General features: G+C 46.1%; 23 protein-coding genes. 10 read left to right on the top strand and 13 right to left on the bottom strand.

Annotated elements, in window-relative coordinates; translation table 11 throughout:
* Nucleotides 1–35: 35 nt before the first annotated feature.
* The 4 genes from pcnB to panC are packed head-to-tail and all read left to right on the top strand — an operon-like array spanning nt 36 to nt 3,587.
* A complete protein-coding gene (gene pcnB, locus CCZ37_RS02525) occupies nt 36–1,397 on the top strand; it encodes a polynucleotide adenylyltransferase PcnB (RefSeq protein ID WP_026028232.1) in 1,362 nt (453 codons plus the stop codon).
* Nucleotides 1,394–1,900, top strand: a complete 507-nt coding sequence (gene folK / locus CCZ37_RS02520) for a 2-amino-4-hydroxy-6-hydroxymethyldihydropteridine diphosphokinase (RefSeq protein WP_094499663.1) — start codon at nt 1,394–1,396, stop codon at nt 1,898–1,900. Before pcnB ends, folK begins: the two co-directional genes overlap by 4 nt.
* Nucleotides 1,900–2,694, top strand: a complete 795-nt coding sequence (panB, locus tag CCZ37_RS02515; protein WP_010319550.1) for a 3-methyl-2-oxobutanoate hydroxymethyltransferase — start codon at nt 1,900–1,902, stop codon at nt 2,692–2,694. Before folK ends, panB begins: the two co-directional genes overlap by 1 nt.
* A gap of 11 nt (nt 2,695–2,705) precedes the next feature.
* The gene (gene panC, locus CCZ37_RS02510) at nt 2,706–3,587 is read left to right on the top strand and encodes a pantoate--beta-alanine ligase (protein WP_094499662.1); all 882 of its coding nucleotides are present in this window, start codon (nt 2,706–2,708) and stop codon (nt 3,585–3,587) included.
* Between the two features lie 243 nt (nt 3,588–3,830).
* Here panC and CCZ37_RS02505 read toward each other — a convergent pair whose 3' ends face one another.
* The 4 genes from CCZ37_RS02505 to CCZ37_RS02490 form a co-directional block, all read right to left on the bottom strand.
* Nucleotides 3,831–4,865, bottom strand: coding sequence for an HNH endonuclease (locus CCZ37_RS02505; RefSeq protein WP_157729195.1), 1,035 nt, complete (start codon nt 4,863–4,865; stop codon nt 3,831–3,833).
* A 243-nt stretch (nt 4,866–5,108) separates the two neighbouring features.
* Nucleotides 5,109–5,879 carry an ABC transporter permease gene (locus CCZ37_RS02500; protein ID WP_094499660.1) on the bottom strand — a complete coding sequence of 257 codons (771 nt, stop codon included), beginning with the start codon at nt 5,877–5,879 and terminating at the stop codon, nt 5,109–5,111.
* 5 nt (nt 5,880–5,884) lie between these two features.
* The gene (locus CCZ37_RS02495; RefSeq protein ID WP_026027559.1) at nt 5,885–6,805 is read right to left on the bottom strand and encodes an ABC transporter ATP-binding protein; all 921 of its coding nucleotides are present in this window, start codon (nt 6,803–6,805) and stop codon (nt 5,885–5,887) included.
* A 141-nt stretch (nt 6,806–6,946) separates the two neighbouring features.
* The gene (locus CCZ37_RS02490; RefSeq protein ID WP_094499659.1) at nt 6,947–8,614 is read right to left on the bottom strand and encodes a SulP family inorganic anion transporter; all 1,668 of its coding nucleotides are present in this window, start codon (nt 8,612–8,614) and stop codon (nt 6,947–6,949) included.
* Between the two features lie 250 nt (nt 8,615–8,864).
* Between CCZ37_RS02490 and can the strand changes: the two genes are divergently transcribed.
* Nucleotides 8,865–9,533, top strand: a complete 669-nt coding sequence (can, locus tag CCZ37_RS02485; protein ID WP_010319545.1) for a carbonate dehydratase — start codon at nt 8,865–8,867, stop codon at nt 9,531–9,533.
* A gap of 87 nt (nt 9,534–9,620) precedes the next feature.
* Here can and hpt read toward each other — a convergent pair whose 3' ends face one another.
* Complete coding sequence (gene hpt, locus CCZ37_RS02480) at nt 9,621–10,151, bottom strand: hypoxanthine phosphoribosyltransferase (RefSeq protein ID WP_010319544.1); 531 nt, start codon at nt 10,149–10,151, stop codon at nt 9,621–9,623.
* Nucleotides 10,152–10,518: 367 nt separating this feature from the next.
* On the opposite strand from hpt, the gene CCZ37_RS02475 reads away from it, so the two are divergent.
* Nucleotides 10,519–11,136: a LuxR/HapR/OpaR family quorum-sensing transcriptional regulator gene (locus CCZ37_RS02475; protein ID WP_094499658.1), complete on the top strand. Its 618-nt coding sequence runs from the start codon at nt 10,519–10,521 to the stop codon at nt 11,134–11,136.
* Nucleotides 11,137–11,237: 101 nt separating this feature from the next.
* Here the strand turns inward: CCZ37_RS02475 and lpdA are convergent, their stop codons facing one another.
* The 7 genes from lpdA to xerD form a co-directional block, all read right to left on the bottom strand.
* Nucleotides 11,238–12,665, bottom strand: a complete 1,428-nt coding sequence (gene lpdA / locus CCZ37_RS02470) for a dihydrolipoyl dehydrogenase (protein ID WP_088720890.1) — start codon at nt 12,663–12,665, stop codon at nt 11,238–11,240.
* Nucleotides 12,666–12,965: 300 nt separating this feature from the next.
* A complete protein-coding gene (gene aceF / locus CCZ37_RS02465) occupies nt 12,966–14,849 on the bottom strand; it encodes a pyruvate dehydrogenase complex dihydrolipoyllysine-residue acetyltransferase (protein WP_094499657.1) in 1,884 nt (627 codons plus the stop codon).
* A gap of 18 nt (nt 14,850–14,867) precedes the next feature.
* Nucleotides 14,868–17,543 (bottom strand): pyruvate dehydrogenase (acetyl-transferring), homodimeric type, encoded by a 2,676-nt coding sequence (gene aceE, locus CCZ37_RS02460; protein ID WP_010319540.1) that lies wholly within the window; start codon nt 17,541–17,543, stop codon nt 14,868–14,870.
* Between the two features lie 53 nt (nt 17,544–17,596).
* Nucleotides 17,597–18,364: a pyruvate dehydrogenase complex transcriptional repressor PdhR gene (gene pdhR / locus CCZ37_RS02455; protein ID WP_010319539.1), complete on the bottom strand. Its 768-nt coding sequence runs from the start codon at nt 18,362–18,364 to the stop codon at nt 17,597–17,599.
* 303 nt (nt 18,365–18,667) lie between these two features.
* Nucleotides 18,668–20,407 carry a single-stranded-DNA-specific exonuclease RecJ gene (gene recJ, locus CCZ37_RS02450; RefSeq protein WP_094499656.1) on the bottom strand — a complete coding sequence of 580 codons (1,740 nt, stop codon included), beginning with the start codon at nt 20,405–20,407 and terminating at the stop codon, nt 18,668–18,670.
* Between the two features lie 41 nt (nt 20,408–20,448).
* Complete coding sequence (locus CCZ37_RS02445; RefSeq protein ID WP_010319537.1) at nt 20,449–21,222, bottom strand: thioredoxin fold domain-containing protein; 774 nt, start codon at nt 21,220–21,222, stop codon at nt 20,449–20,451.
* Nucleotides 21,223–21,235: 13 nt separating this feature from the next.
* Nucleotides 21,236–22,144 (bottom strand): site-specific tyrosine recombinase XerD, encoded by a 909-nt coding sequence (gene xerD, locus CCZ37_RS02440; protein ID WP_013857679.1) that lies wholly within the window; start codon nt 22,142–22,144, stop codon nt 21,236–21,238.
* A 152-nt stretch (nt 22,145–22,296) separates the two neighbouring features.
* On the opposite strand from xerD, the gene fldB reads away from it, so the two are divergent.
* Complete coding sequence (gene fldB / locus CCZ37_RS02435; protein ID WP_010319535.1) at nt 22,297–22,815, top strand: flavodoxin FldB; 519 nt, start codon at nt 22,297–22,299, stop codon at nt 22,813–22,815.
* A gap of 21 nt (nt 22,816–22,836) precedes the next feature.
* Here the strand turns inward: fldB and ampD are convergent, their stop codons facing one another.
* Nucleotides 22,837–23,388, bottom strand: coding sequence for a 1,6-anhydro-N-acetylmuramyl-L-alanine amidase AmpD (ampD, locus tag CCZ37_RS02430; protein ID WP_234826552.1), 552 nt, complete (start codon nt 23,386–23,388; stop codon nt 22,837–22,839).
* A 124-nt stretch (nt 23,389–23,512) separates the two neighbouring features.
* Here ampD and nadC point away from each other — a divergent pair, with 124 nt between their 5' ends.
* From nadC to pilB, 3 genes are all read left to right on the top strand, one after another.
* The gene (nadC, locus tag CCZ37_RS02425; protein ID WP_010319533.1) at nt 23,513–24,400 is read left to right on the top strand and encodes a carboxylating nicotinate-nucleotide diphosphorylase; all 888 of its coding nucleotides are present in this window, start codon (nt 23,513–23,515) and stop codon (nt 24,398–24,400) included.
* 259 nt (nt 24,401–24,659) lie between these two features.
* On the top strand, nt 24,660–25,079 hold the full coding sequence (locus CCZ37_RS19560; protein ID WP_279627423.1) for a type IV pilin protein: 420 nt from the start codon (nt 24,660–24,662) through the stop codon (nt 25,077–25,079).
* Between the two features lie 8 nt (nt 25,080–25,087).
* Entirely contained in the window at nt 25,088–26,776 is a 1,689-nt protein-coding gene (pilB, locus tag CCZ37_RS02415) for a type IV-A pilus assembly ATPase PilB (protein WP_094499654.1), read from the top strand.
* Nucleotides 26,777–26,790: the final 14 nt, after the last annotated feature.

Genomic DNA, 26,790 nt, shown 5'->3' with positions numbered 1-26,790 from the left:
CAAGGTTGGCAAAAACCAATTATTGCCAGATGCACATGAATAAAAACGACTATACACCACGCGAAAATCGCGTTTACCAAGACTTAGCTCTAAATATTATCACTCGTGATGAACACAATATTTCGCGCAAGCAAATCAGCGATAATGCGCTCAAGGTGCTATACCGACTTCATGGCGCAGGTTTTGACGCCTATTTAGTCGGTGGTGGAGTACGCGACCTACTATTAGGTGAGACACCAAAAGATTTTGATATCGCCACTAATGCCACACCAGAGCAAATACGCCAACAGTTTCGCAATTGCCGCTTGATCGGCCGTCGCTTTCGCTTAGCGCACATCATGTTTGGCCGCGACGTAGTGGAAGTGGCGACTTTCCGTGGACACCATCAAGAGCCGAGCCAAAACGTCTCAGCACAATCTGAAGCGGGTATGCTGCTGCGTGACAACGTCTATGGCACCATTGATGAAGATGCAGAACGCCGGGACTTCACGATTAACGCCATGTATTACAACATCGGTGATTACAGCATTCATGATTATGCTGGCGGCATGGACGACTTAGAAGATAAGCTCATCCGCTTAATTGGCGATCCTGAAACGCGCTACCGTGAAGACCCAGTGCGCATGTTGCGTGCGATTCGTTTTGCGGCCAAGCTCGATTTCGATATCGAAGAAGAGACTGCCGACCCAATCGAACATCTTGCTCCTTTACTGCAAGATATTCCTGCGGCACGTTTGTACGAAGAATCGCTAAAGATGCTGCAAACCGGCCACGGTTTAGAAACCTACCACTTAATGCGTGAGTACAACCTGTTCCAGCAGTTGTTCCCTGTGATAGCTCAAGAGTTCACTCCAGACTACGACTCGCACACAGAACAGATGTTGGATCTGGTCTTAGATTCAACCGACCTGCGTATTGAAGAAGGTAAACGCATCAACCCAGCCTTCATGTTTGCTGCCATGTTCTGGTACCCGACGGTGAAACTGGCTGATGCGTTAATGCAGCAGCGTAATTTCGCCTATTACGACGCCGTCATGGAAGCGAGTAACCTCATCCTTGATCAAGTGGTGAAAACCCTTGCGATACCTCGTCGTCATACCGCGACAATTCGCGAAATTTGGCAATTGCAGTTGCGCTTACCACGTCGCAATGGGAAACGTGCCTTCCGCCTTATGGAGCTCAACAAATTCCGAGCGGGTTTTGATTTTCTACAAATGCGTGGCGAGATCGAAGGCGGAGAAACGAAGAAGCTGGCTGACTGGTGGACAACGTTTGAAAGCGCTGGACGAGATATGCGCCAAGCGATGGCAAATGATTTGGAAAGTGGCGCAAGTAACAAACCCAATGTACGCCGCCGCAGAAGCCCACGTAATAAAAAGAGCCGCCCAGAATCATGATTCTCGTTTATATTGCTGTTGGCAGTAATTTAGGCGACCCAATCGCGCAAGCTAAGCAGGCCATTGAAGCCTTGAAATGTTTGCCACACTCTCGATTTTTAAGCGCCTCATCCTTGTACAGTAGTACACCGATGGGGCCACAAAACCAGCCCGATTACATCAATGCGGTGGTTGCGATAGAAACCGATTTAACGCCACTTGAGCTGCTCGATTGCACCCAAAATATCGAGTTAGAGCAAGGGCGAGTTCGCAAAGAAGAACGTTGGGGGCCAAGAACGCTCGATCTGGATATTCTTCTTTACGGCAATGAGGTGATCGATTCCGAGCGATTGACCATTCCTCACTACGGAATGAAAGTACGTGAATTCGTGCTCTATCCGCTCGCCGAAATTGCACCAAGTTTACAACTCCCTGATGGGACTGAGCTCAATCAACTGTTACAGCTCGTCGAACGTAACGGGCTCGGTATTTGGCACTCGCCAGCGCCTCGTAAGGACATTTAATGAAAAAAATCACCATAAACGATCTGATCCAATGGAAACAACAAGGTCGTAAATTTGCAACCGTCACCGCGTATGACGCAAGCTTTGCTCAGCTTTTTGAAAGCCAAGAGATGCCTGTATTATTAGTGGGCGATTCTCTGGGCATGGTGCTACAAGGTCACACAGATACCCTACCCGTCACCGTCGAAGAGATTGCCTACCACACACGCAGCGTGCGTGCCGGTAGCCCTAACTGTTTATTGATGGCTGATATGCCTTTTATGAGCTATGCCACACCACAACAAGCCTGTGAAAGCGCCGCTAAATTGATGCAAGCGGGTGCAAATATGGTCAAAATCGAAGGTGGTGATTGGCTGGTCGAGACGGTGAAAATGCTGACTGAACGCGCGGTTCCGGTTTGCGCACACCTTGGTTTAACACCACAATCGGTCAATATTTTTGGTGGCTATAAAGTACAAGGCCGCGACCAAGAAAAAGCAGACCGAATGGTCAAAGACGCGTTGGCGCTCCAAGAAGCGGGCGCACAAATTGTGTTATTAGAGTGTGTACCGGCCAGCCTAGCAGCGCGCATTACCGAAGTGCTTGATGTGCCAGTGATTGGCATTGGCGCAGGTAACGTGACCGATGGACAAATTCTAGTAATGCACGATATGTTCGGAATTTCGGCGAATTACATGCCAAAATTCTCGAAAAACTTTCTTGCTGAAACAGGGGATATGCGTAAAGCCGTCGCAAAATACATCGCAGATGTAGAAAGTGCCGCTTTCCCTGATGACGCTCATACCATCGCCTAAAGGAGATATTCATGCAAACTTTTGCTGACATTTCAGCTCTTCGCGAGCAGATCAAACAGTATAAGCGTGAAGGCCGCCGAGTCGCTTTTGTGCCGACCATGGGCAATTTACATGAAGGCCACTTAACCCTAGTGCGTAAAGCACGTGAAGAGGGCAATGTGGTCGTGGTCAGTATTTTTGTTAACCCGATGCAATTTGACCGCGCGGATGACTTAAATAACTACCCGAGAACACTGGATGAAGACTTAAGTAAACTCAACGCGGAAGCGGTTGATTTGGTCTTTACCCCAACCCCAGAAATAATGTACCCGCAAGGATTAGAAAAACAGACCTTTGTTGAAGTACCGGGGCTTTCTCATATGCTCGAAGGCGCATCAAGACCAGGGCATTTCCGTGGCGTTGCAACCATAGTCGCTAAGCTGTTCAACATAGTGCAACCGAATGTTGCCTGTTTTGGTGAAAAAGATTTTCAACAGTTAGCGGTGATCCGCCAAATGGTCAGCGATCTTTGTATGGATATTGAGATTGTCGGCGTCCCTACCGTCCGTGAAATGGATGGCTTGGCGATGAGTTCACGTAACGGGCTGCTGACGTTAGATGAACGCCAACGTGCTCCTGTCCTTGCTCGCACCATGCGTTGGATAAGCAGTGCACTGCGTGGTGGCCGCGACGATTACGCGTCGATCATTGAAGATGCCAGTGATCAACTGCGCGCCGCAGGTCTGCACCCTGATGAGCTGTTTATTCGCGATGCGAAAACGCTGCAATTGATCTCGAAAGAGACCACACAAGCGGTGATCTTAGTATCTGCATTTCTGGGTAAAGTACGCTTAATCGACAACCAAGTGTTGGAATTTAGCGCCGAAACGAAAGCGGACCCTGAAGAAGAGTAATTGCTATTTCGAGTGATGAAGTGATGACTCATTCTCACTTCAAAACCCTATATTGCAAAGGTCGCCCATAAGGAGCGACCTTTTTTGTATCGTTATTTAACTGAGTCGAACGCGATTGTCGGAGAACAGATCGGAAATGTGCCTTTTTCAAGCTACCCGTAGCGATACGAGAGCTAAAATTTGATCATTTTTAGACAGAAACGTGCTAGACGTTTGAGGTCAAAGAAACAGGTAATATCAATACTAAGGATCTAAAATATCAGCTTTAAACTGAGAATAGTGCCATCGTAGGCTTTCTTCCGATAACGAATGTTTAATGAACTTATCTTGATAGTCATCCAACCCTTTACCTCGAATACTTGGCGCGAGTTCAAGTTTGCTGGTATCTGGATTGATACTGATAAGAAATCGGTCAAATAAACCATGCATGTTTTTGCTCAACAATAATGAGTTATCAACACGATCGTTGTCCCCATCTGCTGGTATCACGTGCGCAGCTTCCAATATAGCCGTTATAGCAATTTCTGTAATTGCACATTGATAGTTGTACTCGCAAAGAACTCTATCTCGAAAAGCAGCTTGGTTGAGGCGAACTCTCTGAATGCCTTCACGTATTTCAATAGTGCCTTTTCTCTCTGGAAGTTGGGGCGACGATGATCGAGCCTTTAGTTGTTTACGCAATTCAAGGCTTTGTTCCTCAGTTAAATTAATAGTGCTATCCCGCAGAACCTTACTTATACTCGTTGAAGTCCCTGTTTTAACTAAATCGTTCACTTGTTCATCTGTTAGCGTATAAATATACTCAGTTGATTTTTCTAAAAAAGGCTTTGTCTCTATAATGCGATGTAAGGGGAGAGGTGTTAGATCTAATAACTTAGATTTTTTGCTTGGAGGTGTAGCTAACACATCTTTGTTGTCACGGCGATAAGGTTTTACATATAGCAGTGGTTTACGATTAATTTGTGAATGTTTTATATCGCCGTCTTCCCATGGAAGTTCATCGTCTTCAAGTTCATTTTCTAATTGCCCTTTAGATATCAATTCTGCTACTAGCTTACTAATTTTAACGTCAAGAACTAGCAGACTATCAATTAAACCCTGTGTAAATGATGCTTTAATTTGAATTCTTGTATTCTTTTCAATACATTGCTTTACTTTTATAAATTCTTTGTTTTGCATGAATCTTAGAGCCAGAATCTGTTCTTTTGAAACAGATAAGCCATTTCTTTCAATTCTATCGACTATAGCTTTTACAGGGACAATTGGGTTCTGATGCATGTTTTCACTATTCATAACTGAGCAAGATATCTGCATATCAAAATATACCTGCTAAATAACGCAGTCAAAATTTTAGCTAATAAAAGCTCTAACTAAAATGAGACAAAACTGTTTTAGCAAACTGCATCCCTTGTCATTAATGGCATACTCTCAACGCTCACTAAACTAATTCCCTCCCCTTCAAGGGGAGGGTTAGGGTGGGGTAACCCCCTCCTAGCCTCCCCCTAAAAGGGGGAGGAACTATTAAGTCCTTAACCCGATACCACGCGAAACCAGATAATGCGCAACCCCATACAGGGCCACTACAAAAATACCAAGCACAGTGAACGAGGTAACAATCCCCACATCCGACACACCAAGAAAACCGTAGCGGAAGGCATTAACCATGTAGACGATTGGGTTGATTTTCGATACCGCTTGCCAAAAGTCAGGCAATAGGCTGATCGAATAAAACACCCCACCTAAGTAGGTTAATGGCGTCAATACAAAGGTAGGAATAATCGAAATGTCATCAAAGGTTTTAGCAAAAATGGCGTTAATCATGCCACCTAAAGCGAACACAACAGAGGTGAGAAAAACCGTCGCCGCAATAATCCCCCAATGATCCACCTTGAGATCAACAAAGAACAGCGACACAAGGGTTACTATCGTGCCCACCAGCAAGCCACGCACTACCCCGCCCATCACAAATCCGGTGATAATGACGTAGTTAGGGACAGGCGCAACTAACAACTCTTCGATGTTTTTCTGAAACTTCGCACTAAAGAAAGAAGAGGCGACGTTCGAGTATGAGTTAGTGATCACCGACATCATGATTAAGCCCGGGACAATATATTCCATATAGCTAAAGCCGTTCATCTGGCCAATACGCGAACCAATTAGGTTGCCAAAAATAATGAAATAGAGCGTCATGGTGATGGCTGGCGGTACTAAGGTTTGCACCCAAATACGCGTAAAACGGTTGATTTCTTTAGTCAGCAAACTGCAAAAAGCCGTCCAATATAAACGATACATTATGATTACCCTCGGCTTTGCTGTTGAACTATGCTGACAAACAACTCTTCAAGGCGGTTCGCTTTGTTACGCATCGAAAGCACCGTAATTCCCTGTTCAGTTAACTGTGAAAAGACTGAATTTAGCCCTTTGGTTTTCTCCAACTCAATTTGCAACGAGCCATTGAGCATGGTTTGCGAGATCACACCACTGAGTTGTGGCGCTGGCGGAGAATTCTCTGCGATATCTAAAATAAAGGTTTCGAGCTGTAATTTGGCCAGTAAATCCTTCATCGAGGTATTTTCAATAAGCTCACCTCGGTTAATAATGCCGATATTGCGGCACAGCATCTCCGCTTCTTCTAAATAGTGCGTGGTTAAGATAATGGTGATCCCTTGCGCGTTAATCTCGGTTAAGAACTCCCACATCGAACGACGCAGTTCAATATCCACACCGGCGGTTGGTTCATCTAAAATCAGCAACTTAGGCTCATGCATTAAGGCTCGAGCAATCATCAAACGGCGTTTCATACCACCAGAAAGATTACGCGCACGCTCTTTACGTTTTTCCCACAAATCGAGTTTTGAGAGGTACTTCTCTGCCCTTTCTTTCGCTAACGCTTTCGTCACGCCGTAATACCCAGCTTGCTGCAACACAATTTGCTCAACCGTTTCAAACTGGTTGAAGTTGAACTCCTGCGGCACTAAACCAATGTGCTGTTTGGCAAGCTCAAGATCTTTATCAATATCAAAACCAAACACTTTAACGGTGCCAGAGGTTTTATTGACCAGCGAAGAGATAATGCCAATGGTGGTTGATTTCCCGGCCCCATTGGGCCCAAGCAGTGCGTAAAAATCACCTTTTTCAACCTGTAAACTGACCCCTTTTAGGGCCTCAAACCCACCAGCGTAAGTTTTTCGTAATTGTTCTATTTCTAATGCGTACATTCCACGGATCACTCTTTGTGATGTTAACCTATCCAATGTGCTGCTAAGGCTCGCGTTTTTCAACCCAATATTAGAAATTGATAAAATAAAAAAACGCAGATCCAGCGATCTGCGTAATTCATTCTTGCACAAGCTTAACGCTTAACGATTTTGGGCTACCTGCTTAACCGCAGCATTGAGCGCTTCATAACGAAACGAAAAAGTCTGCTCGGTTGGCACCAAATCCAAAATATGAAACTTTTCCAGTTGCTGTTTGGTGTGCACATTTGGGCAAAGTAAGTAGACCGCGCAGTGGGCATCTAAGGCATCATTAATCGCGTTTTCTAAAGCAAGCCCAACCGTCACATCAATCATAGGTACATCAGTAAGATCTAAAATCATCGCTTCATAGTCACTGATGTGATTATGCTGGCGAGCGATCGCTTTAGATACACTAAAAATCATCGGCCCTGAGAGATAAAAAAACAGCACCTTACCATTGGCTTGATCCAATAAAGCTCGTTCGCTGTCAGTCAATGGCACATCGTTTTCATCAGCATCACTAATGGCTTTCACTTGGCGAGCTTGCTCGCGGCTCAAGCGTTCTATGATCAAAATATTTGAGATAAAAACGCCCAAACCAACCGCAACAATCAAATCGACAAAGACAGTTAACAGCATCACACCATACATGATGGCCATACCCTGCACACTCACTTTATGCGCGCGTTGGATAAAGCTCCAATCAAGAATATTGAAACCAACATACACCGCAATCCCTGCCAATACCGCCATTGGAATCGGTTCGGTTAAGCCTCCCGCCACCAACACCACTAAGGCTAATACTAAAGCACGAACTACACCCGACAGAGGAGAACGCGCGCCGACCTGAATATTGGTCACCGTACCCATAGTTGCGCCAGCACCCGGCAACGCCCCAAATAGCCCTGCTATCATATTGGCGAGCCCTTGCCCTCGCAGTTCTTTATCGGAATCATGCTCTTTACGCGTTAGAGAATCGCCAATTACCGCGGTGAGCAACGTATCAATGCAGCCGAGCGTACCGAGTACTAAAGCGTCAATCACCATGGTGGTGAACATCTCGGCATTAAAGGTTGGAATAACAAAAGAGGGTAAGCCAGCAGGGATCACACCAATACGGCGGATCTCATCGCTATCAAATAACAGTACTGAAACAAGCGTCACGCCGACTAAAGCGACCAATTGAACGGGCACTTGTTTGCGATATTGAGCCGGGAGAAAAAATAAAATGCCTAAGGTTAACAAACCAAGAAAGAGCTCACTGAACTTCATCTGGCTAATGATCTCGGGCAACGCGGTTAACGTGCCCATCACTCCCCCAGCGGGAGCTGCCTGACCAAGCAGCGGTGACAACTGCAGGATAATCAAAATCACCCCAATTCCTGACATAAAACCTGAAATCACGCTATAGGGCATTAAGGTGATGTATTTCCCAAGCTTTAGGGTACCGAGTAAAATCTGAAAAGCCCCAGCCATCATGACAACCGTAAAGCTGACTGCAAGCCCTGCCTCAGGATAACGCGCCACCATACTGGTTAAAATGGCCGTCATAATGACCGTCATTGGCCCAGTGGGTTCAGAAATTAATGTAGATGAACCACCAAACAAGGCAGCAAACAGCCCCACCAATATTGCTCCCCAAAGCCCTGCTTCTGCGCCAGCACCAGATGCCACACCAAAAGCCAAGGCAAGTGGCAGTGAAATAATCGCGGTCGTGACGCCACCAAATACGTCACCTTTTAGGTCGATATCGGCAAAACGGCCTCTAAACACAATGCTTTTCCTCATACTCAAAATAGGTTGTCTCACTGTAGCAAATCATCATTCTAATCATTAACCATTAGTTTACATGTGTTTGATTCTCTGTTGACCAGCAAAATAGAAATGGAAATAGTTTAATTTTTTTACAGCGAAAACTCGTCAGATGAGTGAGTGTTTTGTCATTTTATAAGAGAACAGAATTGTAACATTGTGTATAGTCAGGCCTATTCTTGCGCATTACCATTGATGCGATTGAACTATTTTTAAGGGAAGTGAGATGCCAGAACTGAAACAGCTTTTTGAAAATAACTCACGTTGGTCTGAATCGATTAAGGCTGAACGTCCTGAGTACTTTGCAAAACTCGCTCGCGGGCAAGACCCAGATTTTTTATGGATTGGTTGTTCTGATAGCCGAGTTCCAGCCGAGCGTTTGACTGGGCTTTATTCTGGTGAGCTGTTTGTACACCGCAACGTTGCAAACCAAGTGATTCACACTGACCTTAACTGCCTTTCTGTGGTGCAATACGCGGTTGACGTACTGAAGGTCAAGCACATCATCATCTGCGGGCACTATGACTGCGGTGGCGTCAACGCAGCGATTGATAACCCACCGCTGGGCTTGATCAACAACTGGTTACTGCACGTGCGTGACTTATACCTTAAGCACCGTACCTACTTAGATGCAATGCCAGAACAAGATAAAGCCGACAAATTGTGCGAAATCAACGTTGCCGAGCAAGTGTATAATTTAGGTAACTCAACCGTACTGCAAAACGCATGGGAGCGCGGCCAAGATGTCGAGTTGCATGGCGTGGTCTACGGTATTGAAGATGGACGTTTGGAATACTTAGGCGTTCGCTGCGATTCACGTGAGCGAGTCAACGACACCTATCAAAAAGCGATGGAAAAAATCCTTAATTCACAGCATAAATTACTGTGTCGATAACATCGCGTGTTAATTACCGTTAAAAGCAACACCTAAAAATGCACAATGCCCACTATTTTAGTGGGCATTCTATTATCGCTGGCAAAATTACGCTTGCGGCACAACTTTACCAATGTAAGGTAGGTGACGATATTTTTGCGCGTAGTCGATACCTACGCCCACAACAAATTCGTCTGGGATTTCAAAACCGATCCACTTGACCTCTACAGGTACTTCACGACGTGAAGGTTTATCCAGTAAAGTACAGATGTGAATCGATTTAGGTTCACGCAAAGACAAAATTTCTTTTACTTTGTTCAGCGTATTACCCGTATCAATAATGTCTTCTACCAGCAGCACATCTTTGCCTTTAATGTCATCATCCAGATCTTTCAGAATACGCACATCTCGTGAGCTTTGCATCGTGTTGCCATAGCTTGACGCGGTCATAAAATCGACTTGATGAACTAAATCGATCGCGCGAGCTAAGTCTGCCATGAAAACAAATGAGCCACGTAACAAGCCCACCAGCACCAGATCTTCACTACCTTGGTAATGCTCTGTGATTTGTTTGCCTAATTCACGAATTCGTTCCTGAACCACTTGCTCAGAAATCATCACTTCAACTGTATGTTTCATACTGTTCTCTTTTCGGGTGATGCGACACGCTACGATCATCGCAGTTTCATGATGGCGTCGCGTAACTAGCTTGGCGCGTATAGTACCACTGCCACACAGGATAGTTAAATAATTAGCAACACTCTGGATATGATGAAATAAAGCTCTTACTAGCGGCGAGGCCCACAACAAATACACCACATCAATAAAACGTACAATAAAACACATTGAATCCGATGGAATTTAACACGATCGCACAAAAAACAAACTAGAAACGTTGACCTCAACCATATGCAGCAGTACACTCATAAAGCTTTAAAGCAACTAACAAAATAATCATTAGAGTGAAAAACTCAATTCAACAGTCATTGGCAAGGATTAACAACTCATGGAAACATCGATAGAAAAACGCCACAGAACTCGCTTATCACCACAAAAACGCAAACTTCAACTGATGGAGATCGCTCTTGAAGTGTTTGCTACACGGGGAATAGGCCGAGGTGGTCACGCAGATATTGCTGAAATCGCCCAAGTTTCAGTAGCCACTGTCTTTAACTACTTTCCAACCCGCGAAGATTTAGTCGACGACGTCCTCACCCATGTTGTACGTCAGTTTTCAAATTTCCTCGCAGACAATATTGACCTAGATTTACATGCGAAAGATAACTTAACCAACCTAACCACTGAGATGATTTCTCTTGTGATTGAAGATTGTCACTGGTTAAAAGTATGGTTTGAATGGAGCGCTTCAACGCGCGAAGAAGTGTGGCCACTTTTTGTCTCCACCAACCGTACTAATCAACTTTTGGTGCAGAATATGTTCATCAAAGCGATTGAACGTGGCGAAGTGTGCGATCAACATGATCCAGAACATCTTGCTACGCTCTTTCTTGGCATCTTCTACTCGCTATTTGTACAAGCAAATCGCGTACGAGATGAAGATAGCATGAATGCTCTTGTGAAAAGCTACCTCAGCATGCTCTGCATCTATAAAAAGGATCACTAGGCTTAACTTCCTAGTCTTTGAATCATAAGCATAAAAAAACCGCTGAATTCAGCGGTTTTTACTATTTAACTAACTAGCAATTTAACGCATCAGCGTTGAAGTTACTTTTTCTTTTTCGCTTTTGCGTTTGGCAGATCAGTAATCGTGCCTTCAAACACTTCCGCAGCAAGGCCTACCGATTCATGTAACGTTGGGTGAGCATGAATCGTCAGTGCGATATCTTCTGCATCACAGCCCATCTCGATAGCAAGACCAATTTCACCAAGCAGTTCGCCGCCGTTAGTACCAACAATAGCGCCACCAATCACGCGGTGAGTCTCTTTATCAAAGATAAGCTTAGTCATACCATCAGCACAATCAGAAGCGATAGCACGGCCAGAAGCAGCCCATGGGAATGTCGCGACTTCGTAGTTAATGCCTTCTGCTTTGGCTTCTTTTTCAGTTTTACCAACCCAAGCCACTTCTGGCTCAGTGTACGCAATTGAAGGGATAACTTTAGGATCGAAGTAGTGCTTCTTACCAGAAATTACTTCTGCCGCTACGTGGCCTTCATGTACACCTTTGTGCGCCAACATAGGTTGACCAACGATATCGCCAATCGCAAAGATATGAGGAATGTTAGTACGCATTTGCTTATCAACATTGATAAAGCCACGCTCATCCACTTCAATACCTGCTTTTTCAGCATCCATCAGCTTACCATTTGGTACACGGCCGATAGCCACAAGAACGGCATCATAACGCTCAGCTTGCGCTGGTGCTTTTTTGCCTTCCATTGAAACGTAGATACCATCTTCTTTTGCTTCAACAGCGGTTACTTTGGTTTCAAGCATCAGGTTAAATTTGTCTTTGATACGTTTGGTGTAGACTTTAACCATGTCTTTATCCGCCGCTGGGATAAGTTGGTCAAACATCTCAACCACATCAATCTTAGAACCTAGCGAGTGGTAAACCGTCGCCATTTCTAGACCGATGATACCACCACCCATGATCAACAGTTTTCCAGGAACTTCTTTCAGTTCAAGTGCATCGGTTGAATCCCAAATGCGTGGGTCTTCATGAGGAATGAATGGCAGTTTAATTGGACGAGAGCCAGCTGCAACGATGGCGTTATCAAAGTTAACCACGGTTTTGCCGTCTTCACCTTCAACTTCAATGGCGTTAGGGCCAGTAAATTTGCCGAAACCGTTCACAACAGTCACTTTGCGCATCTTCGCCATGCCGCCAAGACCGCCCGTTAACTGGTTGATAACTTTTTCTTTCCAAAGGCGGATTTTATCGATGTCCGTTTGTGGTTCACCAAACACAATACCGTGCTGGGCCAATGCTTTCGCTTCTTCGATAACTTTTGCAACGTGCAGCAACGCTTTTGATGGGATACAACCCACGTTCAAACACACACCGCCAAGGGTGCTATAGCGTTCAACAATTACTGTTTCAAGACCTAAGTCTGCACAGCGGAATGCAGCGGAGTAACCAGCAGGACCGGCACCAAGTACGACGACTTGGGCTTTGATTTCTTTGCTCATTTTGACCTCTTGTAGTCATTATCCCTAACAGGCTGAGTGGGTGTTCTCGTTGTTTTTAGTGTTTAATCCAATGAATTAAACCCATGACTGAGCCAATTACTTAAAACAAATGAATTAAAACGAATTATTTTCAGACCGCAACAGTTTACAGAGATGTTAATGGTGTGAAAAGTAAATCCATTTAGCCTGTGAGCTAGACGACAATTCGATTAAGAAAAAACCCTTCATAATCCAATTGTTCAATTATTCGTGTTAACAAGGGCGGCTTTAACGGCCGCCCTCTCTTTCACTAAACTTGGCTTACAGAACCAGACGACGAATGTCTGATAGCGCGCCATTTAGGAATGTGATGAAACGCGCACCTTCCGCACCATCAATCACACGATGATCGTATGACAATGATAGTGGCAGTTGTAGGCGTGGTTCGAACTCTTTACCGTTCCACACTGGCTTAAACTCAGACTTAGATACCCCAAGGATACCGACTTCTGGCGCGTTAACGATAGGCGTAAACGCTGTACCGCCGATGCCACCTAAGCTAGAGATAGTGAAACAGCCACCTTGCATGTCTGCAGCGGTCAGTTTACCTGCACGGGCTTTCTTCGATACTTCAGCCAGCTCTCTTGATAGCTCATAAATGCCTTTTTTGTTCACATCTTTGAAGACAGGAACAACAAGACCATTTGGCGTATCAACAGCAATGCCCACGTTCACGTACTTCTTCAGAATCAAGCTTTCGCCATCTTCAGAAAGTGAAGAGTTAAACGATGGGAATGCTTCTAATGCTTTCGCTACCGCTTTCATGATGAACACCAGTGGGGTGATCTTCATGCCCGTATCGTTCTTCGCTTCAATCGCATTTTGCTCTTTACGGAAGTTCTCAAGCTCGGTGATATCCGCATTATCCCATTGGGTAACGTGTGGGATCATCACCCAGTTACGGTGCAAGTTAGCACCAGAGATCTTCTTAATGCGCGAAAGCGGTTGTACTTCGGTGTCACCAAACTTGCTGAAGTCCACTTTTGGCCAAGGTAGCAAGCCAAGCGCTGCGCCATCACCTTTGCCAGAAGCTACCGCGGCAGAACCCGATTCAAGACGCTTAAGCGCTTCTTTCACGTAGTTTTGCACGTCTTCTTTTAGGATGCGGCTCTTACGGCCAGAACCTTTGACTTTCGCTAGGTTAACACCAAATTCACGCGCAATACGGCGCACAACCGGTGATGCGTGAGAGTACTCATTGTTCTCTTCAAACTCGGCAGGTGCTGCCACAGCTGATTTTACCGCTTCCGCTTTTGGCGCTGATACGGCTGGAGCCGCGGCTTGCGCAGGGGCCGCTACGGCAACGGGCGCTGCACCGGCAACTTCAAACACCATGATAAGAGAGCCTGTTGACACCTTATCACCAGCCGCCACTTTAATTTCTTTCACAACACCAGCAAACGGCGCAGGAACTTCCATTGATGCTTTATCGCCTTCAACGGTGATAAGAGACTGCTCTTCACTCACAGTATCGCCAACCGCCACCATGATTTCAGTGACTTCGACTTCATCACCACCGATATCTGGTACGTGGATCTCTTTTGCTGCCGAAGCGGCTGGTGCTGCGGCAACAGGTGCTGCCACTTGAGCAGAAGCTGCCGCCGGAGCAGAACCCGCCACTTCAAAGATCATCACCAGTGAGCCTGTCGATACTTTATCGCCAGCGGCCACTTTGATCTCTTTCAGTACACCAGCAAATGGAGCAGGTACTTCCATTGAGGCTTTGTCACCTTCAACCGTCAGTAGAGATTGCTCTTCTGCGATTGAATCACCCACTGCAACCATGATTTCAGTGACTTCCACTTCGTCACCGCCGATATCTGGCACGTGAACTTCTTTAAGCTCAGCGACAGCCGCGGCAGCAGGAGCCACAACCGGTGCAGCTTCCACTGCTGGCGCTGCGACCGCTGCGCCTTCTGCTTCAAAAATCATGATAAGTGAACCGGTCGATACTTTATCGCCCGCGACTACTTTGATTTCTTTTACAATACCCGCTTGAGAAGCCGGTACTTCCATAGAAGCCTTATCACCTTCTACTGTAATGAGCGATTGATCTTCTTCAACCTTGTCGCCAACGCTGACAAGAATCTCAGTAACTTCAACCTCATCCGCACCAATATCCGGTACATTAATTTCGATTGCCATTATTCTTTCCTACCTTAATTAAGCGTATAGCGGGTTTGTTTTTTCAGTATCGATGTTGAATTTCTTAATCGCTTCAACCACAACTGATTTCTCAACATCACCACGTTTCGCTAGTTCGCTTAGCGCGGCAACCACCACGTAACCTGCGTTCACTTCGAAGTGACGACGTAGGTTTTCACGGCTATCAGAACGACCAAAACCATCAGTACCTAGTACTTTGTATGATTCAGCCGGGATAAACGCACGCGCTTGCTCAGCGTAGTTCTTCATGTAATCAGTTGCTGCGATGGCAGGCTCGCTACCCATTACCGTTTGGATATAAGGTACTTGCGGCTGCGCTTCAGGGTGAAGCATGTTGTAACGCTCACATGCTTGACCATCACGAGTCACTTCGTTGAATGATGTTACTGAGTAAACATCAGAAGCCACGCCGTACTCATCACTTAAGATTTGAGCCGCTTTGCGTACTTCGTTCATGATCGTACCTGAGCTCATTAACTGAACTTTACCTTTAGAGCCAGTCGTTCCTTGTGGAGCGTAGCTTTCTAATTTGTAGATACCTTTACGAATACCTTCTTCAGCGCCTTGTGGCATTTCAGGCATTGCGTAGTTCTCGTTCATCAGCGTTAGGTAGTAGAACACGTTCTCTTGATCGCCATACATGCGGCGAATACCGTCTTGCATGATGACTGCAACTTCGTAAGCAAATGTTGGATCGTAAGAAATACAGTTAGGAACCGTTGCTGCCAATATGTGCGAGTGACCATCTTCGTGCTGTAGACCTTCACCGTTCAGCGTCGTACGACCGGCTGTAGCGCCCAATAGGAAACCACGTGCTTGTTGGTCACCTGCCATCCATGCCATGTCGCCAACACGTTGGAAACCAAACATAGAGTAGTAGATGTAGAACGGAATCATTGGCAGATCGTTTGTCGAGTATGAAGTTGCAGCAGCAACCCATGAAGACATAGCACCCAGCTCATTGATCCCTTCTTGCAGCACCTGACCTGAAGTCGCTTCTTTATAGTAAGAAACGATGTCGCGGTCTTGAGGAGTATAGTTCTGACCGTGTGGGTTATAGATACCGATTTGACGGAACAGACCTTCCATACCGAAAGTACGTGCTTCATCTGCAATGATTGGCACAATATTTTTACCAATGCTCTTATCTTTGAGCAAAATGTTCAACGCACGGACAAACGCCATTGTGGTTGAGATTTCACGTTTTTGCTCTTCAAGCAGAGGCTTGAACTCTTCAACCGCTGGAATCACAAGTTCTTGAGTGAACTTAGGCAAGCGTTGAGGCGTGTAACCTTTTAGCGCTTTACGGCGAGCGTGTAAGTATTCGTGCTCTTTCGAGCCTTCTGCCAATGTTAGGTATGGCAACTCTTTCACAGCTTCATCTGTCAGAAGATCTTGCAGACCAAGACGATCACGCAGGTGCAGCACGTGAGTCATGTCCATTTTCTTCACTTGGTGAGCGATGTTCTTACCTTCTGCCGCTTCACCCATGCCGTAACCTTTAACAGTCTTCGCCAGAATCACGGTTGGCTTGCCTTTCGTGTCTTGAGCGTTAGTAAAGGCGGCGTACAGTTTAGAAGACTCGTGACCACCACGCTTGAGCGCGAAAATTTGATCGTCAGTCATGTCAGCAACAAGCGCCGCTGTTTCTGGGTATTTACCAAAGAAGTGTTTACGCACGTAAGCACCATCTTTCGCTTTAAATGTTTGGTAGTCACCATCGATGGTTTCGTTCATCAACTGAAGCAACTTACCTGTGGTGTCTTTCGCCAGTAGAGAATCCCAGTTGTTACCCCAAATCACTTTAACAACGTTCCAACCTGCGCCTTTAAATAGGCCTTCAAGTTCTTGGATGATCTTACCGTTACCCATGACAGGGCCGTCTAGACGTTGCAAGTTACAGTTAACAAGGAAACATAGGTTATCAAGCTTCTCACGAGCGGCGAATGAAATCGCACCGCGTGATTCTGGCTCATCCATTTCGCCATCACCTAGGAACGCGTATACACGCTGTTCAGAAGTGTCTTTCATGCCACGGCCATCAAGGTATTTGAGGAAACGCGCTTGATAGATTGCAGAAATTGGACCCAGACCCATAGATACGGTCGGGAATTGCCAGAATTCAGGCATCAATTTCGGGTGTGGGTAGGAAGGAATACCTTTGCCATCCACTTCTTGGCGGAAGTTGTCAAGTTGCTCAGCCGTTAGGCGGCCTTCAACGAACGCACGTGCGTAGATCCCTGGAGAGATGTGACCTTGATAATAAACCAAGTCACCGCCATCTTTTTCATTCGGCGCACGGAAGAAGTGGTTAAAACATGTTTCGTAGAACGAAGCAGAAGACTGGAATGACGCCATGTGGCCGCCAAGATCGAGGTCTTTTTTCGATGCACGTAGAACGATCATAATCGCGTTCCAACGGATGATTGAGCGAATGCGACGCTCAAGCGTTGTGTCACCTGGGTATGCTGGTTCTTGCGCAGCTGGAATGGTGTTGATGTAGTTGGTGGTAATACCGGTTGGCATATCAACACCGTCTAGACGTGCTTTATCTAGAATTTGCTCAAGTAAGAACTGAGCGCGTTCTACACCTTCTTCACGTACAACTGACTCAAGGGCGGCTAGCCATTCCTGAGTTTCCAGTGCATCTACGTCATGCTTCATGTCAGACATGGCGATCTATCCTTCTATTGGTTGGATCTATAAAACAAGCAATTCGCCGTAGGTTACGACTCATTACCCTGCTGAATTCGGCGCAACGAACGCTCACGACGAGACTCTTCTTTGGTCAAATCCAACAATGTTTCTTCGATATAAGCTAAGTGAGAATGGGACATTTCGCGCGCCTTTTCCGGCTGACCAGAAACGATCGCATCCACGATATTAGCTCGGTGTCTACTTACTTTCTCCACCACTTCATGGCGGCGGTGTAATAGTTTTAAATTCTGTAGAACATTTTGCTCAAGCAAAGGGGCAAGGCTGCGGACGATATGCAAAAGCACCACGTTATGAGCAGCTTCTGTAAGCGCGACTAAAAACGCGACTACAGCAGACGCTTCTGCTTCGACCTCTTTTTTTACTTGTTGTTCACCAATTCTCGCCAAACAGGCTTGAATGCGAGCAAAATCTTCCTCAGTACCACGCAATGCTGCGAAATACGCTGAAATACCTTCCATCGCGTGGCGCGATTCCAATAGATCGAGCTGGGTTTCAGAGTGGCTAGACAATAAATTTAGCAGAGGATCAGAAAAACTCTGCCAAATGTTCTCACTGACAAACGTACCTCCACCTTGACGGCGGGTTAATAAACGCTTGGCTTCGAGGCGTTGAATGGCTTCACGAATGGATGGACGAGACACCTCGAACTGTTTTGCCAGTTCTCGTTCTGGAGGCAATTGTTGCCCCGGAGAGAGTGTTCCTTCCACGATCAGCCTTTCTAACTCCTGTTCAATTACATCAGAGAGTTTTGGCTGACGAATCCTTTGATAAGCCATAATTTATTATTCTTCTACTCTTTGCAGTCAATTGGTAATACCAATTTCAAGTTGGTGCAGAAATTAACATAATTAAAACGTGGCTGTCCAGCCAAAAGTTGACCTAAATCATAGAACAGCCCACGCCTAAACACTCTGATAACAATAGTCGATTAAAACAGCAATATTATTGGTCAGACCAATTACAAAATTACTACAGATGGGGAAGAATAGGCTAGACATGCGGAAACATTGGTTGGGACCTCCCCTTTCTAGGGAAGGGAAGGTTGTGTTGCACATCGAAAGAAGAGAAATATCAAGCCGTTACTTCGCTTCGAGGTGATCAATCATCAATTGCAGTGACTGATTGCCGCGAAACTCATTAATATCAAGCTTATACGCAAGACGCACCGTTTTCACCGACGCATCTGGCCAGCGTCTTAAATCGACATTAAAAGCGATACCATCGATCATAATGTTGGTTGGGTGGCCTTTGAATAACGGCTCAAGCATCAGTTTCAAATGCTTTTCTCCCACCAGCTTTTGGTGCAATAGTTTGAACTCACCGTCAAAGAGAGGTTCAGGAAACGCCTGCCCCCATGGGCCGCCGGAACGCAAGGTTTCTGCGGTATGCATCGAGAACTCTTCAGGTGTTAACTCCCCGTCGGATAAAATCACGCCCTTGAGCGCGCTTTCATCTAACTCGCGACGTACAGCTTGATCAAACAGCTCAGCAAAACGCTCAAACTCTTTTTCGGCAATAGTTAAACCTGCCGCCATCGCGTGACCGCCAAATTTGGCGATTAAACCGGGGTTTTGTGTATCAATGCGATCCAGCACATCGCGCATGTGTAACCCAGCAACAGAGCGGCATGACCCTTTAATACTGCCATCGCCACCATCGGCAAACGCAATCACAGGGCGATGATATTTATCTTTAATACGTGAGGCTAAAATACCAATCACACCTTGGTGCCAATCGCGTTGAAACAGCACTAAACCGTGCGGCAATTCGCTATTTTCACTCAGTTGTAAGCGCTCACAAAAAGCCAGCGCCTCTTGCTTCATCCCCTCTTCAATCTCTTTACGAGTTTGGTTAAGGCCATCCAGCTCACTGGCCATTCTACGCGCAGCGTGAATGTCATTGCACATTAACAGCTCAACGCCAAATGACATATCATCCAAGCGCCCTGCCGCATTGATGCGTGGCCCTAACGCAAAGCCAAAATCCGAGGCAACTAAACGCCTCGCGTCACGTTTAGCAACCTCAATCAAAGCTTGAATACCCGGCCTTGCATGCCCGGCGCGAATGCGTTGCAAACCTTGATGCACTAAAATGCGGTTGTTTTCATCGAGCGGCACAACATCAGCGACAGTACCCAGTGCGACTAAGTCAATCAGCTCCATCAACTTAGGTTCACTCATGCCTTGTCGAGTAAACCAGCCGTTTTTTCGCATATGCACGCACAGCGCCATCATCAAATAGAAAGCCACCCCTACGCCGGCTAATGCCTTCGAGGGAAACGGGCAGTTAGCCAAATTGGGATTGACCATCGCATCAACCTCTGGCAACTCGTGTCCCGGTAAATGGTGATCCGTCACCAAGACGGTCAGTCCTTGCTGCTTGGCATAACGCACCCCGTCGATAGAGGAGACGCCGTTATCGACCGTCATGATCATCTGCGCGCCAAGCTCAATCGCTTGATCGACCACTTCAGGGCTTAAGCCATAACCATCTTCAAAACGGTTAGGCACGAGATAGTCCACATTGTGCGATCCCAACATTCGCAACGCCAAAACAGATAAGGCGCAACTGGTTGCACCATCAGCATCAAAATCCCCGACGACTATGATGCGCTGCTGCTGCTCGATGGCGTGAAAAAGTAGTTGTACCGCTCGTTCTATACCACCTAATTGTTGGTAGGAATGCAGTGCTTTAGCGGCCTTGTCGAGTTGTTCAAGGTTCGTGATACCACGGTTGATATAGATACGTTTAAGCAGTGTTGGAATCGTGTCAGGAAGTTGCGAAAGATCGGGGGCTGGTCTTTGTTTTATCTCAATCATAAATCAGCGGGCTCAAGAACACTCAAGCCCGACTCCTAAAGTTATTGAATCTGCTGAAGGCGTTGCAACAGTTGCTCTGGTGGTAAATAACCGCCAACCATTTCGCCATTCGGTAGGAAAATCGCAGGCGTGCCGTTGATGCCTAACTCACGCCCGAGCTGATAGTGCTTGCTAATCAATTGCTTAGCTTGTTGGATGTTTTGCCCTGCTTCCAGCAATTTATGATCGTTTTTTGCCTCATTCATTGCAGCCGCTTTATCATCTGCATTCCAAATAGCCGCCATTTGATCGGCTACTTGCCCCGTAGCACCTTGACGCGGGTAAGCCATGTAACGCACGGTGATCCCTAGGTCGTTATACCCTTTCATTTGACTATGCAAGCGAGTGCAATAACCACAGGTAATATCAGTAAAAACAGTCACCACGTATTTTTCGTTAGCGGCTTTGTATTCGATCATACTTGATTCAAACTGCGCGATCTTCGCCGCATTAACCGGCGCTTGGCGTTTGGCTAACACATCGACATAACCACCATTCTTATCTAATTCATACAAGGTTCCGGCGATAAAATGGCTTGCGTCAGGGGCAGAAAACAGCACGCCACCGGAAGTTTGTACTTCAATCACTCCGGGGATATCAGAGGCTTGAACATTCAGCACTTCCAATCCGAGTTTAGCAAAGCGTTGTTCAAAAACGCTTTTATCAAACGCAGCCGCTTGCACAGCTGTTGACGTCACTTGCTCTGTGGTTTCGGCGTTACACGCCACAGCAAAAAGTGGCAATGTAAGAAGAGTCAGTTGGCGTAATACGCTCATTAAATTCACCTTTTCAAGCCCTTGGATGGTGCTCGCTATGTAATTGTTTAAGTCGCTCAGTCGCAACATGAGTATAAATTTGCGTGGTCGATAAGTCACTATGGCCGAGCAGCATTTGCACTACACGTAAATCGGCTCCGTAATTGAGCAGATGTGTGGCAAAAGCATGCCTTAGCACGTGTGGAGAGAGTTTTTCCACATCGATTTGTGCAATCACCGCATAATGTTTAATTCGGTGCCAAAAGGTTTGGCGAGTCATCTGCCTTGCGCGTCGGCTAGGGAAAACCACATCCGACGTTTGTTCACCCAGCAGAGTAGACCGCCCTTGTTCAAGAAAAGTTTCAATCCAATCAACGGCATTTTCGCCCATCGGTACAAGACGCTCTTTGCCACCTTTACCAATCACTCTTACTACGCCTTGACGTAAACTGATATTTTCCATGGTCAGTGAAACCAATTCGGTCACCCGTAGCCCTGTTGCATACAAGAGTTCCAACATCGCTCTGTCACGTAATTCTAGAGGATTATTGGTATCGGGAGCATTCAATAGATCTTCCACTTGCTGCTCAGATAAATCTTTAGGCAGACGCTGTGGCAATTTAGGGCTAATTAAGAGCGCGCTCGGATCATCGCCGCGGAGTTTCTCTCGGTGCAGATATTGAAATAAACGACGAATCGCCGACAACATGCGCGCCCGCGAGGTTTGCTTATAGTCTTGATCAGCGAGCCACGCTTGGTACTGCTGCAAACCAGTGACACTAATAAAATCGAGGCGATAATTATTGTGCTGCATCCATTGCAACAATTTCGTCAGATCATTGCGATACGATGAGAGCGTGTTTTCAGCTAAACCACGCTCCATCCACATCGCATCTAAAAACTGCTCCACAACCCCTTGATCAGGAGAAATATATTCAGACACATCAAACCTCTGTGGTGAAAATCAAGTTGCTTAGGTTATGTGAGCCACTGGTTTAATACCATAAAAAAACATCATCGGCAGGATAATCGCTGCAAAGCGCGTCATTTTATGGTTAGAATTCACTATTCTTGATTTAAAACGAACACAAAATTATGAAGATCGGTCTGTTCTACGGCTCAACAACTTGTTATACCGAAATGGCAGCAGAGAAGATCCGTGCGCTCATCGGTGAGGATTTGGTGGAGATTCACAATGTGAAAGAAACGCCACTCTCTTTGATGAGCAACTATGATCTTTTAATACTGGGCATCTCAACTTGGGACTTTGGCGAAATCCAAGAAGATTGGAGCGCAATATGGGATCAAATCGGTGGCGTGTCGCTAAACGGCAAGTACGTCGCATTATTCGGCTTAGGCGATCAAGAAGGTTATGGCGAATGGTACCTCGATGCGATGGGGATGCTGCATGATGAGCTAAAAAAAATTGGCGCTCAATTGATTGGCTACTGGCCCAACCAAGGCTACCATTTTGAAGCGTCAAAAGCCCTAACGAAAGATGGCCGCCATTTTGTTGGTCTCGCACTCGATGAAGATTCGCAATACGAGCAAAGCGACGAACGCATTCAATGCTGGGTTGAGCAAATTTTAGTGGAATATCACGATTCGATTTAATTCGTTGTTCGCTATTTGTTGTTAGTCATTTGCTGCCAACAAGGCTCGATAGCAACGCCAATCAAACACCAAACCGGGGTCAGTTTTGCGTAGTGGTGCAATGTATTGATGCCCGGTAATGCGTTGATTGGTGATGAGCGGATAACGCCGCTGCAATGCACACGTCAAAGTCGCTAAGGCTTGATATTGCGCAGGTGTATAAGCCGTCTCATCGCTCCCTTCCAATTCAATCCCTATCGAATAATCATTGCATTTTGCACGGCCAGCGAAGCTTGACTGGCCCGCATGCCAAGCTCTGGCATTAAATGGCACAAATTGCACTACTTCTCCCTCTCGCCGAATAAGGCAGTGAGCCGAGACGCGCATCTGGTGGATGGTTTGAAAAAAAGGGTGTTGATTCGGGTCAAGCGTGCCAGTGAAAAACTGCTCAATATATGGGCCGCCGAACTGGCCCGGAGGCAAGCTGATATTATGTACCACCAGCAATGAAATATCTTGCGCATCGCTTCGCTGATCATAAAACGGCGATGGCACTCGACGTGCGCTTTGATACCAACCCTTTTTATCGATCATCAGTTGACCCCTTACACTCAAACAAAAATGAACCTTAGCCAGAGGAAATGCGAGATTAGTGGCTGAATTTGAGTAAAACTCAGCGTATCATTCTCACTCTGTTCAACACCATATTAGATTTGCGATGAAAAATACACATAACAGCCAACAACGCCTCGATTATCTGAAACAGCAACTCCCATTGGAAATTACTCGTGCCGTTAGCGATGCACTCAGAGAAGATCTCGGTGGCAGCTTGGATGCGACTGCTGATATCACCGCAAACCTTATTCCAGCGGATGCGCGCAATAGCGCGACTCTCATCACCCGTGAACATGGCGTATTTTGTGGCCAAGCATGGGCAGAGGAAGTCTTCAAACAACTTGGTGGTGAAGTGAAAATTGACTGGCATGTCCAAGATGGTGATCACGTTAAGCCAAACCAAATTTTGTGCACTCTTGAAGGCCCTGCTCGCGCGCTGCTGACTGGTGAACGCAATGCGATGAACTTCATTCAAACCTTGTCAGGTTGCGCCAGCATTACTGCTCAGTATGCCAAACAGCTAGAAGGCACCGAATGCCGACTACTTGATACACGCAAAACTATCCCTGGCCTGCGCAGCGCACTGAAATATGCTGTCGCGTGTGGCGGCGGCTTTAACCATCGTATTGGCGTGTTTGATGCTTATTTAATTAAAGAAAACCATATCATTGCTTGTGGCGGTATTACCCAAGCCATCGGCACCGCTAAACAGCTCAACCCCGGTAAACCCGTCGAAGTCGAAACCGAAAGCCTGCAAGAGTTAGAAGAGGCGATTCAAGCGGGCGCTGACATCATTATGCTGGATAATTTTAGCATTGAGATGATGCGCGAAGCGGTAGCAATTAACGCAGGCCGCGCGGCTTTAGAAAATTCTGGTAACGTCACATTAGAAACCATTGGCGATTACGCGCGAACCGGTGTTGATTACATCTCAGTCGGCGCGCTGACTAAGCACATTAAAGCACTCGATCTCTCAATGCGTTTTCAGTAATTAATTACATCAATTATTGAAATAAAGATCAAAAATTTCAAATAGTTAAGGAAGCCTGACGAGCTTCCTTTTTTTATCGCTTGCGTATCAAAAGCAAGACGGCATTTTTAAGTCAGTCGTATTTCAGTGATTGATATATGCAACTAAACAGGTAAAAAATCCAAATCACTCGCGCACTGCTCTTTATCTCATTCCCACCAACCCACAAGCTTCTTATGCTCTGCCCATCCTTATGCGTTCAAACGGAGCAAATCAAATAATGAACACAAATAAGAAAACGAAACAAAGTGGTTTTACCTTAATTGAATTGATGATTGTGGTAGCGATTATTGGCGCACTCTCTGCGATTGGGGTGCCTGCGTATAAAAATTATGTTAAAAAATCTGAAACCGCTGTCGCTTTAAGTACGCTAAGAGCGCTACTAACCAATATTGATATGGAAGAGCAAGAAACAGGGTCTTTTCCTTCAAATTTAACCAATATTGGCGCATCAAGTGCCATTAATAATCTTGGTACACTTGAATTCCCCTCCGGTGTCTCTTCTGCAATTCAGTTTAAGTTTGGTAGCGAATCGACGATGCAAAATAAAATTGTTCGCTTTACCAAAAGTTCATCAGGTTGGAGCTGCCGACACGATACAGCACAAACATTAAAGAGCTGTTTAGTAAGCACATTCTAGTAAAAAATATGCTAACCAACCTACCCGCAATTCTTCGGCAAGCAAATCTTATTAGCCTTGCGCAAGAGCAAGCTGTTATTGAACATATCAAAGCGTCTGGTGCGAGTGTGCCAGACGCTTTGCTCGCTTTGGATTTTTTCCATCCCGATGATCTGACTGAGCAGTTAAGTACCCTTTTTGGCCTACCGGACACCGACTTAACCCGCTACGACTACCCACAGCTCTGCCAACAGCTTGGTTTGCGTGATCTCATCACCCGTTACCAAGCACTGCCGATTGCCCATAATGGCCAAACCCTGACCATCGCGGTTTCCGACCCGACCCATTTACAAGTGGAAGATGATTTTCGCTTTGCGACAGGCTTACAAGTCGAAGTTGTTTTAGCCGACTACAAAGCGCTGCAAGCAGCCATCCGGCGCTTGTATGGCCGAACAATTCAAGGATCCTCTTCTTCAGGGAAAGAGATCAGCCAAGATGAACTGGCGAACTTAGTTAAGCTCTCTGATGATGAGATTCAATCGATTGAAGACCTCAGCCAAGATGACGCCCCAGTCAGTCGCTTTATTAACCAAATCCTGCTTGATGCGGTGCGAAAAGGCGCATCAGACATCCATTTCGAACCGTACGAAGCGCTTTACCGAGTACGATTGCGCTGTGATGGTATTTTGGTGGAAACGCAGCGTCCCTCAAGCAACTTAAGTCGCCGGCTTGCCGCGCGGCTTAAAATTTTATCCAAACTCGATATTGCCGAGCGGCGCTTACCACAAGATGGACGAATTAAACTGCGGTTGAATCAAGACACCGCCATCGATATGCGCGTTTCCAGCCTCCCCACTTTATGGGGTGAAAAAATCGTACTGCGCCTACTTGATAGCAGCGCTGCTAACTTAGATATCGACAAATTGGGTTATAACGACCAGCAAAAACAACTCTACTTAGCTGCGCTGAAAAAACCACAAGGGATGATTTTAATGACGGGCCCGACGGGCAGCGGAAAAACCGTCTCGCTCTATACGGGGCTACGCATTTTAAATACTGCTGAAGTGAACATTTCCACCGCCGAAGATCCGGTTGAAATTAACTTATCCGGCATCAACCAAGTTCAAGTGCAGCCAAAAATTGGCTTTGGCTTTGCGCAAGCATTACGCTCCTTCTTACGGCAAGATCCCGACATTGTAATGGTTGGCGAAATCCGCGATTTAGAAACCGCCGAAATCGCCGTAAAAGCAGCACAAACCGGGCATTTAGTCCTTTCTACCTTGCATACTAACTCCGCCGCTGAAACGGTGATTCGCTTAAGTAATATGGGAATTGAAGCGTTTAACTTAGCCTCTTCACTCAGTTTAATTATTGCCCAGCGTTTAGCTCGTCGCCTTTGTCGGCACTGCAAAATTGCCGTCGTGCCCTCAATGCAGTTGCAGCAACATTTTCAGCTGCTAGCGACAGAAACCATTTATGAAGCGAACCCGCATGGTTGCAACGAATGCACAGGGGGCTATTCAGGTCGAGTCGGCATTTATGAAGTGATGGCGTTTAACCCACAGCTGGCCGAAGCGATTATGCAAAAAGCAAGCATTCATCAAATAGAACAGATCGCGAAAGCCAACGGAATGCAGACACTACAAGAATCAGGCATTGAAAAGCTCAAAAACGGCGTCACCAGCTTCAAAGAGCTGCAACGCGTGCTCTATTTCTAACGCTTTGATCCCTC

Source organism: Vibrio qinghaiensis, assembly GCF_002257545.1.
Lineage (GTDB): Bacteria > Pseudomonadota > Gammaproteobacteria > Enterobacterales > Vibrionaceae > Vibrio > Vibrio ordalii.
Note: the sequence above shows the minus strand (reverse complement) of the source record. Positions and strands in the feature narration are given on the sequence as shown.

Coding starts and splice junctions, on each gene's coding strand:
- pcnB (WP_026028232.1), top strand. CDS start 36: ATGAATAAAAACGACTATACACCACGCGAAAATCGCGTTTACCAAGAC.
- folK (WP_094499663.1), top strand. CDS start 1,394: ATGATTCTCGTTTATATTGCTGTTGGCAGTAATTTAGGCGACCCAATC.
- panB (WP_010319550.1), top strand. CDS start 1,900: ATGAAAAAAATCACCATAAACGATCTGATCCAATGGAAACAACAAGGT.
- panC (WP_094499662.1), top strand. CDS start 2,706: ATGCAAACTTTTGCTGACATTTCAGCTCTTCGCGAGCAGATCAAACAG.
- CCZ37_RS02505 (WP_157729195.1), bottom strand. CDS start 4,865: ATGCATCAGAACCCAATTGTCCCTGTAAAAGCTATAGTCGATAGAATT.
- CCZ37_RS02500 (WP_094499660.1), bottom strand. CDS start 5,879: ATGTATCGTTTATATTGGACGGCTTTTTGCAGTTTGCTGACTAAAGAA.
- CCZ37_RS02495 (WP_026027559.1), bottom strand. CDS start 6,805: ATGTACGCATTAGAAATAGAACAATTACGAAAAACTTACGCTGGTGGG.
- CCZ37_RS02490 (WP_094499659.1), bottom strand. CDS start 8,614: ATGAGGAAAAGCATTGTGTTTAGAGGCCGTTTTGCCGATATCGACCTA.
- can (WP_010319545.1), top strand. CDS start 8,865: ATGCCAGAACTGAAACAGCTTTTTGAAAATAACTCACGTTGGTCTGAA.
- hpt (WP_010319544.1), bottom strand. CDS start 10,151: ATGAAACATACAGTTGAAGTGATGATTTCTGAGCAAGTGGTTCAGGAA.
- CCZ37_RS02475 (WP_094499658.1), top strand. CDS start 10,519: ATGGAAACATCGATAGAAAAACGCCACAGAACTCGCTTATCACCACAA.
- lpdA (WP_088720890.1), bottom strand. CDS start 12,665: ATGAGCAAAGAAATCAAAGCCCAAGTCGTCGTACTTGGTGCCGGTCCT.
- aceF (WP_094499657.1), bottom strand. CDS start 14,849: ATGGCAATCGAAATTAATGTACCGGATATTGGTGCGGATGAGGTTGAA.
- aceE (WP_010319540.1), bottom strand. CDS start 17,543: ATGTCTGACATGAAGCATGACGTAGATGCACTGGAAACTCAGGAATGG.
- pdhR (WP_010319539.1), bottom strand. CDS start 18,364: ATGGCTTATCAAAGGATTCGTCAGCCAAAACTCTCTGATGTAATTGAA.
- recJ (WP_094499656.1), bottom strand. CDS start 20,407: ATGATTGAGATAAAACAAAGACCAGCCCCCGATCTTTCGCAACTTCCT.
- CCZ37_RS02445 (WP_010319537.1), bottom strand. CDS start 21,222: ATGAGCGTATTACGCCAACTGACTCTTCTTACATTGCCACTTTTTGCT.
- fldB (WP_010319535.1), top strand. CDS start 22,297: ATGAAGATCGGTCTGTTCTACGGCTCAACAACTTGTTATACCGAAATG.
- ampD (WP_234826552.1), bottom strand. CDS start 23,388: ATGATCGATAAAAAGGGTTGGTATCAAAGCGCACGTCGAGTGCCATCG.
- nadC (WP_010319533.1), top strand. CDS start 23,513: ATGAAAAATACACATAACAGCCAACAACGCCTCGATTATCTGAAACAG.
- CCZ37_RS19560 (WP_279627423.1), top strand. CDS start 24,660: ATGAACACAAATAAGAAAACGAAACAAAGTGGTTTTACCTTAATTGAA.
- pilB (WP_094499654.1), top strand. CDS start 25,088: ATGCTAACCAACCTACCCGCAATTCTTCGGCAAGCAAATCTTATTAGC.